Raw genomic sequence first — 17,839 nt, 5'->3', positions numbered from 1 at the left:
AAAACGAATTCATGCTTATCCAAAATGACAAGAAACATTATGAAAAATACCATTTATACCCAACACATGGACTGTTAAATGATCCTAACGGCTTGATATATTTTAAAGAACAATATCATGTATTCTTTCAATGGAATCCACATGATTGCAACCACAAGTATAAGGAATGGGGACATTTTGTTTCCGATGATTTAAAGACATGGTCTCGTGTTGAAACAGCTTTGAAACCTTCTATTTCTGGCATGGATTCAGCTGGTATATATTCTGGTACAGCTTTTGTCAAAGACGATAAGTTATATGTTTTCTATACAGGAAATGTTCGTAATGATGCTGGTCAAAGTATTGAATCTCATCAAATGTGGGCCGTGAGTGAGGATGGCATTCATTTTACAAAGTTAGGAGAACTGTTTCCTCATCCAGAAGGATTTACGAAAGATGTACGTGATCCGAAGGTTTGGCAGGGCAAAAATGGACACTATTTCTTAATGGTTGGTGCACGTTCAACTGATGATGTTGGTGATATCCTGCTTTATGAATCAGTAGATTTTAATGATTGGCAGTTACACGGCTCACTCATTGAAGGCGAATTAACTGAATTTCGTGGTTATATGATTGAATGTCCTGATTTAATTGAAATTGATGGTAAATACGTACTCATGTTTTCGCCACAAGGATTACCGGCTGATTCAGTTAACCATCGCTATGAAAATATTCATAACACGGGTTATGTTGTTGGTGTTTTTGATGAAGAGACAATGCATTTCATCCCCGAGACGGAATTTAAAGAAGTCGATAATGGCTTTGAGTTTTATGCACCACAAACAATGCATGCTAAAGATGGTCGCAAGATCATGTGGGGATGGGCTGGTATGATGACGCCAGAACGTGAAATCATGACACCAACTATTGCTAATAATCAGTGGGTTCACGTGCTGAGTCTGCCACGTGAACTACATGTCACTAAAGAAAATATTTTGACACAAAAACCCATTAACGAAATACTAGATCCAAAACCCTTGAAAGACTTTAATGAAGTTAGTGTTGGACAATACACAATTGATTCGCAAGCAGACTGGCAAATATCAATTGGTAATGATGTAATCCTGACAAGAACAGGCAATCAATTAGTTCTTTCACGACGTCAGTGGGAATCTGGTGACATCGAGACAAGAGAGATTGAAGGTGACATTGACAATACATTATTGATTGTTGATACAGACATTGTTGAGATCTATACAAATCATAATCAATCAGTTATGACAGCACGTTATTTTTAATCATTGAAAATATTTGTGTAAACGATTACAATGTAATTGTAGTAACTGATTGACGTCTAACACACACGAGTTATTTCGTGAAAAAAGGAGCAAATGAAACATGAGTTTATTAGGTGCAATTGAAGCAGGTGGTACAAAGTTTGTGGTCGCAGTTGCAGATCATGATTACAATATTGTTGAGCGAACATCTTTTCCAACACTTGATGGTCAAAAAACTGTTGAGCAAGTTATCGCTTTCTTTGATAAGTTTGATGATATTGATGCAATTGGAATTGCAGCTTTTGGTCCAATTGATATTGTGAAGGGTTCTAAAACATATGGACATGTTTTAGATACACCAAAGCGTGGTTGGTCCGGATATGATTTTCTCGGCGCTATGAAAGCTTGGCGCGACATCCCTTACTACTGGACAACCGATGTTAATGGTGCAGGTTGGGCTGAATTTGAGACTGGTGCAGCTAAAGATGTTGACAACATGGTTTATTTGACTGTTGGTACTGGTGTAGGCGCTGGAATTGTTTCCGGTGGTAAGTTAGTAGCTGGCTATGGGCATCCTGAAGCAGGGCACATTTTCTTGCAAAAGCACCCACTTGATAAGTATGAAGGCCATTGTCCATTCCATGGTGATAACTGTCTAGAAGGATTAGCTGCAGGTCCAGCTATTGAAGAACGTTGGGGACGTAGTGCTAAGGAAATTCCTGATGATGATATTGCCTGGAAAATTGAAGCTTTCTACCTTGCTCAAGCTGCACTTGATTACACAATGATTTTACGCCCTGACAAGATTGTATTTGGTGGTGGTGTTCCTCACCGTGAAATATTATTTCCGTTAGTTCGTGAAAGTTTTGCTGAACAAATGAGTGATTATCTAGCTGTTCCAGACTTGGATGAATATATTGTACCTGTCGCAAATGGTGATAATGCTGGTATTCTAGGGTGCTTCTATTTAGCAAAAACATTACTTTAATTTTCAATTTATCCTCAGTTTACGTAAATTTAATTTTGAGACGTTATATTATAAACATCAACAAAGCAAGTTATCTCAAACAACAAGCCAAGTTGAATTAAAATAATTATCATCTATAAATTAAAATTTGGAGGATTGAACAGTATAAGCGGTATGACTGATGATTATCACATCAGAAACACGAAACCTCAAGGCAAAAGGGAGCCAAGTCGCGCTCTCCCTCGCGACTATAAATAACTCATATTCTCTCCCGAATATACTATTCTCTTCTCTCAAATATTCTCTCTCAAGAAATATCCCCGATGAACGTGTTAGTTCATCGGGGTTTCGTGTTTTTCTTTGAGTTATTTTCTATAAAAATGTTGCACGATGGTTAAAAATATGATAATATATTTTATGTTGTGAAACACGACATTTTGGTCAGCTAGCTCAGTTGGTAGAGCAACGGACTCTTAATCCGTGGGTCCAGGGTTCGAGCCCCTGGCTGACCACTCAAAAGAACCAGTAAACTTAGTTTACTGGTTTTTATTATTTTTAGGGAATTTATCATGAAAAAAAGCTTAAAAACACAATATGTGATTAGTCTATCGTTTTTAGTAATTATAATTGTTGGTAGTATTGCGTTCTATTCGAAACATCCTCATTCGAAAAAAGTACAATCTTCTGCCACTTCTTTAGCGAAAACAACTAAGGAGCAAAGTGAACAATTACCTCAAGGGGTTAAATCGTCAGATTGGAATTTGTTATTAGTGAACAAAAATCATATTCATCAATCAGAAATTAGATTTGACCAGGCCACGGTAGATTCAAAACAAATAGATAAGCGAATTGAACAACCATTGGCATATTTTCGCGAAGCAGCTAAAAAAGCTGGGTATGCAACTATTTTGGTATCAGGATACCGATCAATTGCTTACCAAACGACTGTTTACAATAATTCAATCAGTCAATATGAAGCAAGTGGTATGAGCACACAAGAGGCAAAAGAATTGACTGAATCGGTGATTCAAGTCCCAGGAGCTTCAGAGCATCACACAGGTCAAGCTATTGATTTAGCAGGCGCTGACGCGCTTGCTGCTCATCCCTCGTTAGAATCAGCTATGGATCAATTTAAATCTCAACAATGGTTAATCAAGCATGCACCTGAATTTGGGTTTATTTTACGTTATCCAAGCGACAACCAGTCGATAAAAGAAACAGGAATTGACTATGAATCTTGGCACTTTCGTTATGTTGGTATCGCCAATGCGGCTTATATCACACAACATCATATGACACTAGAGTCCTATATAAATATTTTGAAAAAAAATAACAGATAATACTAAATTTGACCTTCTATACATTTAGTTAGCAGGAACAATGTAATTTTGATATACTATATTAGTAATATTTTTATCGGAAACTAAGGAGAATTGGCATGATTGTACTGTCAGGCACCATCGGCGCCGGAAAAACTAGTTTAACAAAGATGTTGGCCAAACATTTAGATTCACAAGCTTTTTATGAAAGTGTTGATGATAATCCAATTCTGCCACTATTTTATAAGGATCCTAAAAAATACGGTTTTTTGCTACAAATTTATTTTTTGAATAAAAGGTTAGAGCAAATAAAAAAAGCACAGGTTAGCGAAAAAAATATTCTAGATCGTTCAATATTTGAAGATGCCTTACTATTTCAATTAACTGCTGATTTAAATCGTGCGACACAAACAGAAGTTGATATTTATAAGTCATTGGTAAATAATATGATGGCTGAAATTCCAGGAAGTGACACGTCAAAAGATCCTGACCTATTAATTCATGTTCGCGTAAGTTTTGATACAATGTTGGCACGTATTAAAAAAAGAGGTCGCTCGTTTGAACAAGTGGAAGCCAACCCAGATTTGTATGACTACTATAAACAACTTAACAAGCGCTATGACGACTGGTTTGCTGCTTATAATCGCTCACCAAAGATTCAAATTGATGGTGACCGTTTTGACTTTGTGGAAAACGAAGAATCAGGAGAAAAAGTGTTAGATATGATTGATGCTAAGTTGTCCCAAACTGGCGTATTCTTATTTTAAAAATCCCTAAATTTTTGAAATTAGGGATTTTTTTGATATAATGATTAAAATTAGTTAAGGAATATATTAATGAATAGTTGGCATAGAATTGTTGTTAAAGTTGGCACAAGTACAATTGTTAAGCAAGATGGGCAAATTAATTATCCTGTCGTTAATCGTTTAACGCAGACGCTTTCTAGTCTCCAAAAATCTGGACATGAAATTTTACTTGTCACGTCTGGTGCTATTGGTGTTGCGCTGGATCAAATGAATCTAACACAGCGGCCGCAAGGCATACCAGAACAACAAGCTTTGGCGGCTATCGGGCAAGGCTATTTAATGTCACTATACAATCAAAGCTTTGCCTTCTATCAACAGGTCGTGGGTCAAGTATTGTTAACATATGACGTTTTTGATAATAAAGTGATGTTAGAAAATACGTTAAATGCTGTTGAAATGATGTTTTCACAGCATGTCATTCCAATTGTTAACGAAAACGATGTGATTGCTGTTGATGAATTAGATCATCAGCATTCATTTGGTGACAATGATCGTCTAGCTGCGATCGTCACAAGAGAAATCAGTGCAGATGGTTTGATTATCTTAAGTGATGTTGACGCCTTGTACACGGCTAATCCAGCGATTGATGATTCAGCGCAAATTATAGACAGCGTGACTGAGATTACAGACGAAATTCGTTTAAGTGCCACTGGATCAACTTCAGGACTAGGAACAGGTGGTATGAGTACTAAGCTTGCGGCTGGTGAATTTGTCATGAATGCTGGCAGTAAGATGATACTGATTAATGGTAGTAATCCAGCGCTCATTTTAGAAGTTATTGCTGGGAAAAAAATTGGTACATTATTTCAAGGAGTATAAAATAATGAATTCAGTAGAAGAAATTGGTCGACGTGCTAAGGTAGCTGCTGCAGAAGTGGCTAATTTGCCTGCCGATATCCGTAGTCAAATATTAGTTGATATGGCAACCGCTTTGGAAGAAAACTGGGCAGCAATTGCTGCGGCTAACAAAAAAGATTTAGCGGTGGCCACAGGACTTTCTGTACCGATGCGTAATAGACTAACGCTTAATCAAAAAGTAATTCATGACATTGCTATTTCTTTGTCATCAGTAGCTGCATTGGATGACCCGCTAGCTGGTCCTTATGATCACTGGCGCCATTCTACTGGCTTTGAGATTATTAAAAAAACAGTTCCTTTGGGTGTAGTTGCGATGGTCTTTGAAGCAAGGCCAAATGTGACAATTGATGCAGCTGCTTTAACTTTCAAGTCTGGTAATGCTGTTATTTTAAGAGGTGGGAAAGAAGCTATTAATTCTAACATTGTGTTAGCAGACACTTTGCGTGCTGTGTTGTCTAATCATGAGCTTAACCCAGACATTATACAGTTGATTACAGATACGACCCACGAATCAGTCAACACTTTGTTAAATATGCGTCAATATATTGATGTACTTATCCCTAGAGGATCTGGTCAGTTCATTGATTTTGTTGTTAAAAATGCAACAGTACCTGTGATTGAAACTGGTGCTGGAAACACACATATTTATGTTGATGCGAGTGCTAAGCAAGACGAAGCTATTCGTGTGATCAATAATGCGAAAACACAGAAGCCAGCTGTATGTAATGCTGCTGAAAAATTATTAATTCATGAGGCAATTGCAGAAGAATTTTTGCCTCGAGTTGTTGGTGATTTACTTACATCAGGTGTTGCTGTGCGTGGTGATCAACAAGCAATTAATATAGACAAACGCATATCTGCAGCTACTGTAGAGGATTGGTATACAGAATACAACGATTTGATTATAGCTGTAAAAATTGTTAAAGATACAAATGAAGCTATTGAATGGATTAACGAACACACAACTCATCATTCAGAAACAATTATCAGTGAGGATACTGATAATGTTAAAGATTTTATGAATAAAATTGATGCAGCTGTCGTGTATCAAAATGTTTCAACACGTTTTACAGATGGATTTGAATTTGGCTTTGGTGCTGAAATCGGTATTTCTACACAAAAGTTACATGCTCGTGGTCCAATGGGGCTAAATGCGTTGACGACTATTAAATATGAAGTGTTTGGTGATGGACAAATTAGAGCATAGATGAAGTGTTTAGTGTACAAAAAAACGATTCACTTTACAAAGAAGTATTGTGAATCATTTTTTTATTGGATTATTTAAGTACAGATAACATCAAATTTTGAAAATCATTGACAAAGCGTTTGGCATCAACTAAAACAGCAACTTTGCTTGTTGTTGGCTCCAAAAGGCGTTCTTTATCACCGATTGTGCGACCGTAATCACCATTTTCTTGGTTGTAGGTAACATGCATAGCTAATGGTAGTGTTGTGACATAGCTTGGGTCAATTCCAACAGCAACAGCAAGTGGATCATGCAGTGCAGCACCGTTTTTATTGATATTCAGGTGATCATAAGCATCAATATAGAAATCCATCAAATCAGCAAAAACTTTACCAGCTTTGGTGTTTAATAAACGCCAATCAGCGGTTTCTTTTTTAGTTAATAACGTACGTAAAGTTACGTCAAGACCAACCATTGTGAGATTTTTTTGATGTGTGAACGCAAAATCAGCAGCTTCGGGGTCTTGATGAATATTTGCCTCGGTAAATGGTGTCACATTACCTGGAACAGTTAGTGCTCCACCCATTAGAGTAGTATTGCCGATGAGCGTTGCTACTTTGCTATCTTTTTTGATTGCTGCAGCTAAGTTTGTCAAAGGTCCGGTTGGAATGAAAATAAGGTTTTCTTGATACTGATGGGCTGCCTCAATCAGAAAATCAACAGCTGATTGTTTCTCAACTGCTCGCGGTGATTGTTCTAAGATCACGTCACCAACGCCATTTTTACCATGAATCATTTGTGAGATAGGCATGACTTCAAATTGATTGGTTGTACTTGAATGACGAGCACCAATAAATACTGGAACATCATCAGCACCAAGTAAATGTAATAAGTTCAGCGAATTTTGTGCTGCTGTTTCAACAAGTGTGTTACCATAACTAGAGATAATACCAATCAAATCGACATTTGGATCAGCTACAGCATAGGCGAGCGCGAGAGCATCATCCACGCCAGTATCTAAATCAAGAATCATTTTTTTAGTAGCCATAAATTATAATTGTGTGCAGACGCACATTTCCTCCAAGTTGTAATATATATTCATTATAACGGACGAAACTCAATTTTGTAACAATGTAGAATCGGAGAATATAAAATGACAGAAATGTATGATATCGCAATCATCGGCGGCGGACCAATTGGTATGTTTACAGCATTTTACGCTGGTTTGCGAGATACAAAGGCTGTTTTAGTAGAGAGCTTAGCTACATTAGGTGGTCAAGTCACTTCGCTGTATCCTGAAAAAAAAATACTGGATGTTGCGGGATTTGTTGGTGTAAAGGGGTCGGAATTAATTGATTCATTAACAGAGCAAATGCAGTTATTTCCTATAGAAGTGAAGACGTCCGCTACTGTGACTAACTTAACGAAAACAGATGGTTTATTCACAGTAGAAATAAACTATAAGCAAACCTTTCAAGCTAAAACGGTTATTATAGCTACAGGTAAGGGCGCATTTGAGCCAAGAAAAATGCAGGGAAATAATGTTAATGAATTAGTTGGACAGGGTGTGCACTACTTTGTGCCAAATAAACATTATTTTGACCAGCATGATGTTGCTATTGCCGGTGGTGGCGATTCAGCTGTTGACATGGCAACGATGTTAAATGAATTGACACATTCTACCACACTTATTCATCGGCGTAATCAATTTCGTGCAATGGAACAGAGTGTGAAATTGTTAGATGAATCGTCAGTGGTAAAAGAAACACCAAAGAAAGTGATGAATGTTACTAAACAAGATGATGGAAAATTGAAAATTATCTTAGCACAAGTTAAGGACGAGACAGTGGTCAATGAAATAATTGTCGATGACTTAATTATTAACTACGGTTTTATTTCCGAAAATAAAACCGTACAATCTTGGGCAGTGCAACCTGGACACAATAACCAAGAATTTAGTGTCAATCAAAATTTGCAAACAACTGTGCCAGGTGTGTTTGCTATTGGGGATGCGAGTTTTTATGATGGGAAAGCTGACTTGATAGCTGTTGGATTTGGAGAAGCACCGACCGCAGTTAACGCGGCGATAAAATTTTTTGATCCTAATCGTCGTGGGCCAGGGCATTCTAGTTCCATTGTGGTTGAAGATAGGCAATTGAAATAAGATTAAAATTAAATTTTAGGTTTATTAACAAATTGTTGATAAGCCTTTTTTATTTTCAGTAAAATAGTAGTTTCACAAAAATCATCAGTAAATAAATCATAATTTTAATTATCTAACTCTTGATAAAGATCGTTTGGATAAGGGGTAAAAACGTGATGGATAGGTAGAACAGTATAATTAATTTGAATCCTGAAGATAACAATACAAAAGGTTTACTTTATACATACAGTCTTCAGAACAAATCAAAAAAATATCGTGTTATGCTTTGGTTATCGAGAAGGGGAGAATACAAATGGAGATGAAGAAAGCAATTTGGATAGTAGTTGCCACTTCGGTTTCTGTAGTGGCTCTTGGTTACAGTGCTTTAACTAAGGCAAGTGCTAGTCGTAGCAACAAAAAAGTTGTTAAAATTTCTTACTGGCATGTTAATGCACAAACGCAGGGAGGACAATCCGTAGAGACTCTTGTTAAAGATTTTAATAGAACGCATAAATATATTAAGGTTACGGCAAAATACAATCCAAACATGTATCAAGGGTTGATGCAAAATTTACAGTCTGCACAAGCTTCGGGAAAAGTGCCTGACGTCGTGCAGATTGGTTGGGCATATACAAACTATTTTGCTGATAATTTCAAATACTTAGCACCAGCCAATGCTCAAAAAAAATTTGATACCAAAAAATCATTTATAAACACAACATTTACAAAACATACATTGTCTTTTGCCGAAGATGATAAAAGAAATCTTGTTGGCTTACCATACTCTCTGAGCACACCAGTTCTGTATTATAACAAGACGATGTTGAGTAAATATGGTGTTGATCCACAGACTTTAAGCACATGGGAAGGCGTTAGCGCAGCAGCTAAAAAAATCAAAGAAGCTAGCGGTAATTACGGCCTTTACATTCAAGAACCAGGTGATACGTGGGCGCAGCAGTCTTTGATTCTAAGTAATGGTGGCAGTATTGAAAAAAAAGGTAAAGCATCTTTTGCTAGTTCAGCGGGTGTAAAGGCTTATCAATTCTATCAAGATATGGTAAACAAAGATAAGACTGCATTACATACGCCATGGGCACAAGGCGTTGATGATTTTGTTAATGGCAATGTCGCTATCGCTTACACGACTGTAGCGCAAGCATCGCACATTAAGCAAAGTGTTAATTTTGATGTTGCGGCAAGTGTTGCACCACATTTTGAAGGACATAAGTCAGTTGTCCCTGTTGGCGGATCGATGCTTACTATCACAGCGCGCTCAATAACACAGCAAAAAGCTGCATGGACTTTTGAAAAGTATATGTATACAAATAATTCATTGGTTACTTGGAGCAAAGGAACTGGGTATTTGCCACCAACTAAGAGTGCATTGAAGTCTGAGGCTTTCAAATCTTACTTGACGGAGAATCCAATGCTCAAACCAGCTAGTAGTCAGTTAACCACCGCAGTTGCATGGACGTCATTTCCGAAAAGTGGTTTGGATGCTGAGCAAACAATGATTGACGCACGAGATAAAATTTTATCAGGTAGTGACGTTAAGTCAACTTTAAAAGATGCACAGGAAAAAATAAATGCACAACAATGATCATAAAAGAAAACTGTTGGTAACTGTTTATCTTTTGCCAACAGTAGCTATATTGTTTATTTTTATGGTTATTCCCATTATTTACACATTTTACTTGAGTTTTTTTGACTGGAATTTGATTGCACCAACCAAAAAGTTTGTTGGATTAGAGAACTATATCACCATATTCACTGATTCTGTGAATCGCAAAGTATTATTAAATACAGTATTTTATATTGTATTGTTGCTAGCTTTGAACTTTATTTTACCGTATTTCATTGCCATTGTTGTTCAGTTCTTCATTGGAAAAATGAAGGGTCCCTACAAAGTCATTTTCTTTATTCCAAGCATTTTTTCCCTAGTAGTCGGAGCAATGTTATTCTCCTGGATTATGAACCCAGTTTCTGGTCCACTAGCAATTGTCATGAAAATGGTAGGGTTCTCACTTCCAAATTGGACAAATTCAGGTGGTATGGCAATTGTGATTATTTGCTTGATTACAAATTGGAAGGTATTTGGCTATAATTTTGTTCTACTATTGACAGGATTAGGTGCGATTCCCAAAAATTTAATTGATGCTACAAAAATTGATCGTATTCCAAAATGGCGTGTTATTTGGAATATTGTTTTACCGTTAAACAAAAGCATTGCGTTATATGTTTTAATTCTTACAATCGTACAAGGTCTACAATTTGTTTTTACACCTATTAGTGTTATTACACAAGGTGGACCGTACTACGGATCTTCAAATATTTTGTATCATACTTATTTGAATGCATTCGTACTTTACAAAACGGGTAATGCTTCGGCGTTAGCGATGCTCACGTTCATTATTTTTCTAGTGTTGCTTTATGCTGAAATGAAATTCGTGGAAGGAAAATCGAATAATTATGCCTAAATCGAAAATTAGTGCGTGGCACCTATTGTTAATGCTCTTGTCATTGATGCTCTTGTTACCCGTTGTATTTATGATTTCCAATTCATTTAAAACGCTACAAGATTCGTATCATTCAATGTTGCAAATTATGCCAAGTAGAATCACCTTGGTCAACTACCAAACGCTCGCAAAGCAGGTGCACTTGTTGACTATTATTTGGAACACTTTTTTCATGGCAACTTTGGTTACACTGGGGAAAATTATTACTGGTCTGTTGTCAGCTTATGCTTTTAAGTATTTTTCGTTTACTGGTAAAAAATGGTTATATTTAATCTTTGTGTCGACAATTTTTGTTCCTTTTACAGTTGTCATGATTCCAAATTATTTGGTTATTTCAAAAATAAATTTGTTGAACACGGCTTTCGGTGTTGCTTTACCTCAATTAGCTGATGCCACAGGTATTATGCTTTTTCTTAGCGCAATGGATAAAATCCCTGTTAGTTTGACAGAGACGTTGCAAGTTGACCGCATACCCGCTCACAAAGCCTTAAGAGATGTTATTATGCCAATTATTCGTCCAAGTATTATCAGTATAGGTGCAATATTTTTTATTAACTCATGGAATGAGTATGTTTGGCCAACGTTAATTTTGAAAGATAAAAATAGTTTTACATTACCTTTGGCGCTACAAAATTACATATCTAATGAAGGTGGGACTAATTTTCCATTGGCGATGGCTTTGTCGACAATCACTATTATGGTGCCACTGTTAATCTACTTAGTATTCCAAAGATATATTTTAAATAGTATTAGCAGTTCTGGATTAAAATGAGGAGATAACTATGTCAGCTCGTCAGGCTATTCAACTAAATAATGTGACCAAAAAATTTAAAAAAACGACTGTCATTGATGAGATGAACTTACAAATAAATGAAGGGGAATTTCTTGTATTATTAGGACCTTCCGGGTGTGGAAAATCAACAATGTTAAGATTGATAGCTGGTCTAGAAAAAGCTAATAGTGGCGAAATATTAATTAATGGTCAAGACATCAAGCAAGATAGTTATTTTGCCAATAATTTTGCAATGGTGTTTCAAGATTATGCGCTATATCCTAACATGACAGTTTATCAGAACTTGGAATATGCTTTGAAAGTCCACAAAGTACCAAAAAGAGAACGGCAGACACGCCTCAATAAAGTTTTAAATATGTTAAATTTAACAGCATACCAAGATCGACTACCCGGACAATTGTCAGGTGGGCAAAAGCAACGTGTGGCTTTAGGTAGAGGCATGGTCAAAAAAAGCAACATCTTTCTTTTAGACGAACCATTGTCAAATATTGATGTTCAGTTGCGTGAAAAAGCTCGTGATGAAATTAAAAGTATGCATGATACAAGTCACCAAACTATTGTTTATGTGACACATGATCAGCTAGAAGCGATGTCGTTAGGAGATCGTATTGCAATCATGAATAATGGTGTTATCCAAATGATTGATACGCCTAACAATATTTACAACAATCCAATTAACTTGTTCGTAGCGGAATTTGTGGGTGTTCCGCAAATTAACACATTGACGGGAGAAATTATTGATGGACAAGTATATTTTGCTGGGTACTCTCTAATTGCTGATTATTCACGTCTCAACAAGTTAGGTCTAATATCGGGAAATATTTATATTGGTATTCGGCCAGAAAATATTCACGTTTCTGAACAGCCACAAAATGCGGCCTCTATTCCGGTTATTGTTGATAAAATTGTCGACTATGGTCGTTACCAAGAGTTGATGTTAATTATCGCTAATGGTCAACTGATTAAAGCAACAACAACTAACAATCAATTTGTAATCGAAGACAACGTTTATGCAACACTGGTAGATAAAAAAATATTATTATTTAATCAGCAAACAAAACAAAATATTGAATACAGTTTAGAGAATTAACATGACAAAACAAACAATTATTCATATTTCAGATACACACCTAACACCATTGGGTAGAGAACCTTCATTTAACCAAGAATTAAATCCGTATAAAAAATTACAGCGGGTTTTTGAAGATGTTCAGAAAATGGACAATAAACCTAATTATGTAGTTATTACTGGCGATTTGATACATGAGGGTCAGGCATCCGATTATGCTCACTTAAAAGAAATGCTTGCACAACAAGAAAACGAATTATTGATACCAATTTATGTGGTTTTGGGTAACCATGATCGTACGAAAGCTTTCTATTCTGGTTACTTGTCAGAACCGGCAAAACAAAAATATTATTACAAAAAGCATATCAATGAAACAGACAACTATTTTTTGGATACAACATTTGAAAACTTGGAGCAAGGATATCTTGATCAAAATCAGTTAACTTGGCTTTCTAATAATTTGTCCCAGAATCCCAATACACCAGCATTGATTTTTATGCACCATCCAATTTCTGGCGCTTCGCTAACGAATATGAGATTCAGTATTTTACAAAATGGTTCAGAGTTGTTGAATCTATGTAAAAATTTTAACGTTAAAGGAATATTTTCTGGACACATTCATTTTTCAACGACCTATTTAACGGATTCTATTTTAAATAGTGTCAGTGATTCAACAGCCTATCACATTGATTGTCGAAAACATCATCAACATTATGTCAGTGATGTCATTAGCTATAATATTATTACGCTCTCAGATGATGCCGAGCTTGGGATAGAAAATCGTTACCTTTATTGCGGTCAAAAAATCGTCAAAAAATTGACAGTAGAAAAAATAGACTTTATTAATTCTGCTACTTTTACCAAATAAGCCCGTTAAATCAAGTCAGCGCAACCAAAAAAATAGAGATGACTCGATTAGGTCATCTCTATTTTACTTAGCGGAATCAAGGACAGTAGCTTTTCCAGTAGCATAGTCAATTTGAATCCCTGGTTGAACATTGAAAATCCAATAATTTAGATTCAAAGTTTTACCATTGTCTTCGATAGATTTTGCCATGTAATGTACACCACGAGCCAAGCGTTCATTATCATTATAAAGCGGTGTTACTTGTGCACGTATGGTAATTTTAGGATTGTTGTTGATAGCGTTTCGAATGTCATTTTCTGGTACTAATTGTCCTGGATAAGCATTTTCAACACGTGTACCAGTAATCATATTTTCTGTCACCATTGTGGGTAATCCAAAGAATTGATAGCCAACAATGTGTGATTTATTCCAGAGAGCTTGTTTACCGTTGCCTAGTTTTACGTTAGGATTATCATGGTAGCCGCCGGACCACTTTGTGCCATCATATTGGTCGTTAATAAACCAACCAGATGGACGGACATCATAAGGAATACGGTCAGGACGTTTGGTTACTTTAGATATTGCTGTTTGACTAGCAATAAAATTAGCTTGCTGAGAACGGCCCAGTGAATCTAGGGATGAAAGGCTCAGACCATCCACAGGATTTAGTTTAGATGCTTGACTAGGAAAAGTATCTTTCATTTCTTGGTCTGTAAAAGTTGCCTTGTTATCATTGACATGAACAATATCACCATCTAGTGTGCCATCCCATTGCAAGGCTAATAGTGCTTGATCAGATTTAGCAGTGACTGTAGTATGTATGGGTTCTTTGGTAGTATTTGTGGGTTGATAATTTTGCCAAAGATAAAATCCAGCAACAAAAATTAAAATAATGAGGGACAGTACTTTGTTTTGTGAATTAGCTTTACCTTTACGTCTATAGGTGCGTTTTCGTGCCATATTTCTCTCTCTTTCAGTCTTTATATCATAACATGTATGGATATCTTTGTATTTATAAAATATTCAAGCGTGTCTCATGACAGAAAGACAGAAAACTAGCGTTCCAGCTGCCATTCGGATTTGAATTGTTCTAAAAATGACAACATAAATTGTTGCCGACTGTGAGATATTTGACGAGCGGTATCTGTGTTTAGTTTATCTTGAATACGCAATAGTTTTTCATAAAAATGATTAATTGTGGTACTCTTATCATTTCTGTATTCTGTTTTATCTCTAGCGATACGTGGCGGAATCGTTGGATCATAGAGTATGCGATTCTTAACGACGCCATAGGTAATGGCTCGGGTAATGGCAATAGCGCCCATTGCTTCTAATCGATCAGCATCTTGCACGATTTGTCCATTTAGTGTCAGCTGTTTAGCCCCATCAAGAGATTTAGACCAGGACATGTTATCTATAATGTAAATTATCTCATCGATAGATTCCGGTTCAACGCCTATTGATAATAAAAATGAAATCGTTTGATTTTTTGCAGCAAGTACTTCGTCATCTGTTTCGTATAACTTATCATCATACACATCATGTAAAAGAACAGTAGCACGTACTATAAATGAATCGGCTTTGTCTTCCTGAACAAGAATTTTATTTGCCAGAGCTAAAGTACGCTCAACGTGATCAACGCTATGTCCAGTTTTGTCTTGGTTAAGTATGTTTTTCATGTAATGCTCAATTAATGTTATTTTTTCCATTATTCATATTCCTTCAACTTTATTTTGATTCTATATTAATAAGTTTAAACTATACTAGCATCTTTAAGTCCAAAAATTATCGAATTCCACATAAAACCTTAAAAAATCAACATTACTCTCTATGAAAACCTATTAATTTTGGTTATAATTATTTTAATATAACTTTACCTCATACGGTAAAAGACACGCTCAAAAGAACGACAAAGTCGGGCGTTTTAAAGAAAGAGGAAGACTCATATGTCAGAACCAAATAATATTTTGTTTAACACTGGAAATCACACTGATTCGGCTGTCATTTATGACAAGTTTTCAAAAGCAGAACAGCAATTTTCAGTAAAAAAAGATAAAACTTTTTACATAACAACACCGATTTATTACCCATCTGGAAAGCTTCAACTAGGAAATACTTATACAACTGTACTTGCTGACGCAGCAGCACGCTATCATCGTTTGTTAGGTGAAGATGTGTATTTCTTGACTGGAACAGACGAACATGGGCTTAAAATTCAACAAAAAGCAGAGGCTTCTGGTGTATCAGAGATAGAATATCTAGATGGCATGGCCAAGCAAATTAAAGATTTGTGGCAACTTATGGATATTTCCTACGATGACTTTATTCGTACGACTGAAGATCGTCATGAAAAAGCAGTTGCCAAGATATTTACGCAATTACTTGAAAACGGTGATATTTATAAGGGGGAGTACGAAGGTTGGTACTCTGTTTCTGATGAAGAATATTTCACAGAGTCTCAATTAGCCGAAGTTTATCGTGATGATGCCGGAAAAGTAATTGGTGGTAAAGCACCATCAGGACACGAAGTAGAACTTGTTAAAGAAGAGGCTTATTTCTTCAAGATGAGTAAGTATGCTGATTGGTTATTGGACTATTACAAGACACATCCGGAATTCATTCAACCAGAAGCACGTATGAACGAAATGATTAATAACTTCATTGCGCCAGGGTTGGAAGACTTGGCAGTAACGCGGACATCATTTAATTGGGGTATTTCAGTACCTGGGGATGAAAAGCATGTTATCTATGTTTGGATTGATGCCTTAGCTAACTATATTACAGCATTGGGCTACAACTCTGATAATACAGAATTATTTGACAAGTTTTGGCCTGCAAATGTTCAACTAGTTGGAAAAGAAATCGTTCGTTTCCATACTATTTATTGGCCAATTATGCTTCATGCTTTGGGGTTAGAATTGCCTAAATCAGTGGTGGGGCACGGTTGGCTTGTGATGAAAGACGGTAAAATGTCTAAATCAAAGGGTAATGTAATTTATCCTGAAGTGCTTGAAGAACGTTATGGGCTAGATGCTGTTCGCTATTATTTGTTACGTTCAATGCCATTTGGTAATGATGGTGTATTCACACCTGAAGATTTCGTGGCACGTGTGAACTATGATTTAGCTAACGATTTAGGTAACTTGCTCAATCGAACAGTTGCTATGATTAACAAATATGTTGGTGGTGTTATTCCGGAACTGCATACAGGAAAAACGGCTTTTGATGAAGATTTAGTCCGGACAGTTGAAGATGCGATCGTTGGATACAATAAAAACTTTAAGGAATTGCGTACAGCTGATGCGCTTGAAGATGTTTGGAAAGTTATTCGTCGGGCCAATAAGTATATTGATGAAACGCAACCATGGGTTTTGGCAAAAGATGAAAACGAAAAAGATGTTCTATCTAGTGTAATGGCTCATCTGGCTGGTGCGTTACGTGTTGTAGCGGTATTGTTACAGCCAGTATTGACGCAAGCACCAAAGGAGATTTTTGCTCAGCTTGGCTTAGATTATTCAGACAAGGGTGTTGCTATTGCCGGATTGACGTTTAGCAAACTACCAACGGGCGGTAATGTTGTGAAGAAGGGAAAACCAATTTTCCCACGTCAAGATGTTGAAGAAGAAGTGGCCTTTATTTCTGGTTTGGTATCAAAAGATACTAAGGGAAAGGGTCGTGCCGTCAAAGAAGCTGCTAAAGAAGCTGCTAAAACTGACGATGAGTCAACTAAAGAGTTAATAACTTATGATGATTTTGATAAGGTGCAAATTTTAGCCGCCAAAATTACGGCTGGAGAATTTGTTCCTAAATCTGAAAAATTATTAAAGTTTACGCTTGATGATGGATCAGGGAAGCCACGTCAAATTTTGTCGGGTATTCGTAAATGGTATTCAGACCCTGCTGCTTTGGTGGGTAAGACGGTTGCTATTGTTGCTAATATGAAACCACGAAAAATGGCTGGTGAACTTTCTGAGGGAATGATTTTGTCTGCCGAGAAGAACGATATTGTTACTGTAACGATATTGCCAGATTCAATTGAACCGGGGTCAGGAATTGAATAATAAAAAAGCAACTTTCAT

The 17,839-nt window shown here is 36.5% G+C and carries 16 protein-coding genes and 1 tRNA gene; 14 read left to right on the top strand and 3 right to left on the bottom strand.

All coding sequences use genetic code 11. The features are described 5' to 3' along the window. The first annotated feature begins 11 nt into the window (after positions 1–11). The 7 genes from ESZ47_RS05635 (at position 12) to ESZ47_RS05605 (ending at position 6,413) form a co-directional block, all read left to right on the top strand. Positions 12–1,277 carry a glycoside hydrolase family 32 protein gene (locus tag ESZ47_RS05635; RefSeq protein WP_148605524.1) on the top strand — a complete coding sequence of 422 codons (1,266 nt, stop codon included), beginning with the start codon at positions 12–14 and terminating at the stop codon, positions 1,275–1,277. Positions 1,278–1,377: 100 nt separating this feature from the next. Next, positions 1,378–2,244, top strand: a complete 867-nt coding sequence (locus tag ESZ47_RS05630; protein WP_148605523.1) for an ROK family protein — start codon at positions 1,378–1,380, stop codon at positions 2,242–2,244. Positions 2,245–2,662: 418 nt separating this feature from the next. Beyond that, a tRNA-Lys gene (locus tag ESZ47_RS05625) sits at positions 2,663–2,735 on the top strand. Between the two features lie 57 nt (positions 2,736–2,792). Then, positions 2,793–3,563, top strand: a complete 771-nt coding sequence (locus ESZ47_RS05620; RefSeq protein WP_148605521.1) for a M15 family metallopeptidase — start codon at positions 2,793–2,795, stop codon at positions 3,561–3,563. A gap of 98 nt (positions 3,564–3,661) precedes the next feature. Next, entirely contained in the window at positions 3,662–4,309 is a 648-nt protein-coding gene (locus ESZ47_RS05615; RefSeq protein WP_148605519.1) for a deoxynucleoside kinase, read from the top strand. Between the two features lie 69 nt (positions 4,310–4,378). Further along, positions 4,379–5,167 carry a glutamate 5-kinase gene (gene proB / locus ESZ47_RS05610; protein WP_148605517.1) on the top strand — a complete coding sequence of 263 codons (789 nt, stop codon included), beginning with the start codon at positions 4,379–4,381 and terminating at the stop codon, positions 5,165–5,167. A gap of 4 nt (positions 5,168–5,171) precedes the next feature. Continuing rightward, complete coding sequence (locus ESZ47_RS05605; protein WP_148605514.1) at positions 5,172–6,413, top strand: glutamate-5-semialdehyde dehydrogenase; 1,242 nt, start codon at positions 5,172–5,174, stop codon at positions 6,411–6,413. A 70-nt stretch (positions 6,414–6,483) separates the two neighbouring features. On the opposite strand, the gene ESZ47_RS05600 is transcribed toward ESZ47_RS05605, so the two are convergent. Further along, on the bottom strand, positions 6,484–7,440 hold the full coding sequence (locus tag ESZ47_RS05600; RefSeq protein ID WP_148605513.1) for a nucleoside hydrolase: 957 nt from the start codon (positions 7,438–7,440) through the stop codon (positions 6,484–6,486). A gap of 105 nt (positions 7,441–7,545) precedes the next feature. Between ESZ47_RS05600 and ESZ47_RS05595 the strand changes: the two genes are divergently transcribed. The 6 genes from ESZ47_RS05595 (at position 7,546) to ESZ47_RS05570 (ending at position 13,781) form a co-directional block, all read left to right on the top strand. Further along, the gene (locus ESZ47_RS05595; RefSeq protein ID WP_148605511.1) at positions 7,546–8,556 is read left to right on the top strand and encodes an NAD(P)/FAD-dependent oxidoreductase; all 1,011 of its coding nucleotides are present in this window, start codon (positions 7,546–7,548) and stop codon (positions 8,554–8,556) included. 292 nt (positions 8,557–8,848) lie between these two features. Beyond that, positions 8,849–10,135 (top strand): ABC transporter substrate-binding protein, encoded by a 1,287-nt coding sequence (locus ESZ47_RS05590; protein ID WP_148605509.1) that lies wholly within the window; start codon positions 8,849–8,851, stop codon positions 10,133–10,135. Next, the gene (locus tag ESZ47_RS05585) at positions 10,122–11,012 is read left to right on the top strand and encodes a carbohydrate ABC transporter permease (protein ID WP_148605508.1); all 891 of its coding nucleotides are present in this window, start codon (positions 10,122–10,124) and stop codon (positions 11,010–11,012) included. The genes ESZ47_RS05590 and ESZ47_RS05585 overlap by 14 nt, the downstream gene beginning before the upstream one ends. Then, positions 11,005–11,823 carry a carbohydrate ABC transporter permease gene (locus ESZ47_RS05580; RefSeq protein WP_148605506.1) on the top strand — a complete coding sequence of 273 codons (819 nt, stop codon included), beginning with the start codon at positions 11,005–11,007 and terminating at the stop codon, positions 11,821–11,823. Before ESZ47_RS05585 ends, ESZ47_RS05580 begins: the two co-directional genes overlap by 8 nt. 10 nt (positions 11,824–11,833) lie before the next feature. After that, the gene (locus ESZ47_RS05575) at positions 11,834–12,934 is read left to right on the top strand and encodes an ABC transporter ATP-binding protein (RefSeq protein WP_148605504.1); all 1,101 of its coding nucleotides are present in this window, start codon (positions 11,834–11,836) and stop codon (positions 12,932–12,934) included. 1 nt (position 12,935) lies between these two features. Then, the gene (locus ESZ47_RS05570; protein WP_148605502.1) at positions 12,936–13,781 is read left to right on the top strand and encodes a metallophosphoesterase family protein; all 846 of its coding nucleotides are present in this window, start codon (positions 12,936–12,938) and stop codon (positions 13,779–13,781) included. Between the two features lie 63 nt (positions 13,782–13,844). On the opposite strand, the gene ESZ47_RS05565 is transcribed toward ESZ47_RS05570, so the two are convergent. Both ESZ47_RS05565 and ESZ47_RS05560 read right to left on the bottom strand, forming a co-directional pair. Next, positions 13,845–14,720 carry a DNA/RNA non-specific endonuclease gene (locus tag ESZ47_RS05565; RefSeq protein WP_148605500.1) on the bottom strand — a complete coding sequence of 292 codons (876 nt, stop codon included), beginning with the start codon at positions 14,718–14,720 and terminating at the stop codon, positions 13,845–13,847. 95 nt (positions 14,721–14,815) lie between these two features. Further along, complete coding sequence (locus tag ESZ47_RS05560) at positions 14,816–15,469, bottom strand: HD domain-containing protein (protein ID WP_148605498.1); 654 nt, start codon at positions 15,467–15,469, stop codon at positions 14,816–14,818. Between the two features lie 237 nt (positions 15,470–15,706). On the opposite strand from ESZ47_RS05560, the gene metG reads away from it, so the two are divergent. Further along, complete coding sequence (metG, locus tag ESZ47_RS05555; RefSeq protein WP_148605496.1) at positions 15,707–17,821, top strand: methionine--tRNA ligase; 2,115 nt, start codon at positions 15,707–15,709, stop codon at positions 17,819–17,821. The last annotated feature ends 18 nt before the right edge of the window (positions 17,822–17,839 follow it).

The organism is Leuconostoc litchii (assembly GCF_008107645.1).
GTDB lineage: Bacteria > Bacillota > Bacilli > Lactobacillales > Lactobacillaceae > Leuconostoc > Leuconostoc litchii.
The sequence above is the reverse complement of the archived record's forward strand: the minus strand, read 5'-3'. Positions and strand labels throughout refer to the sequence as shown.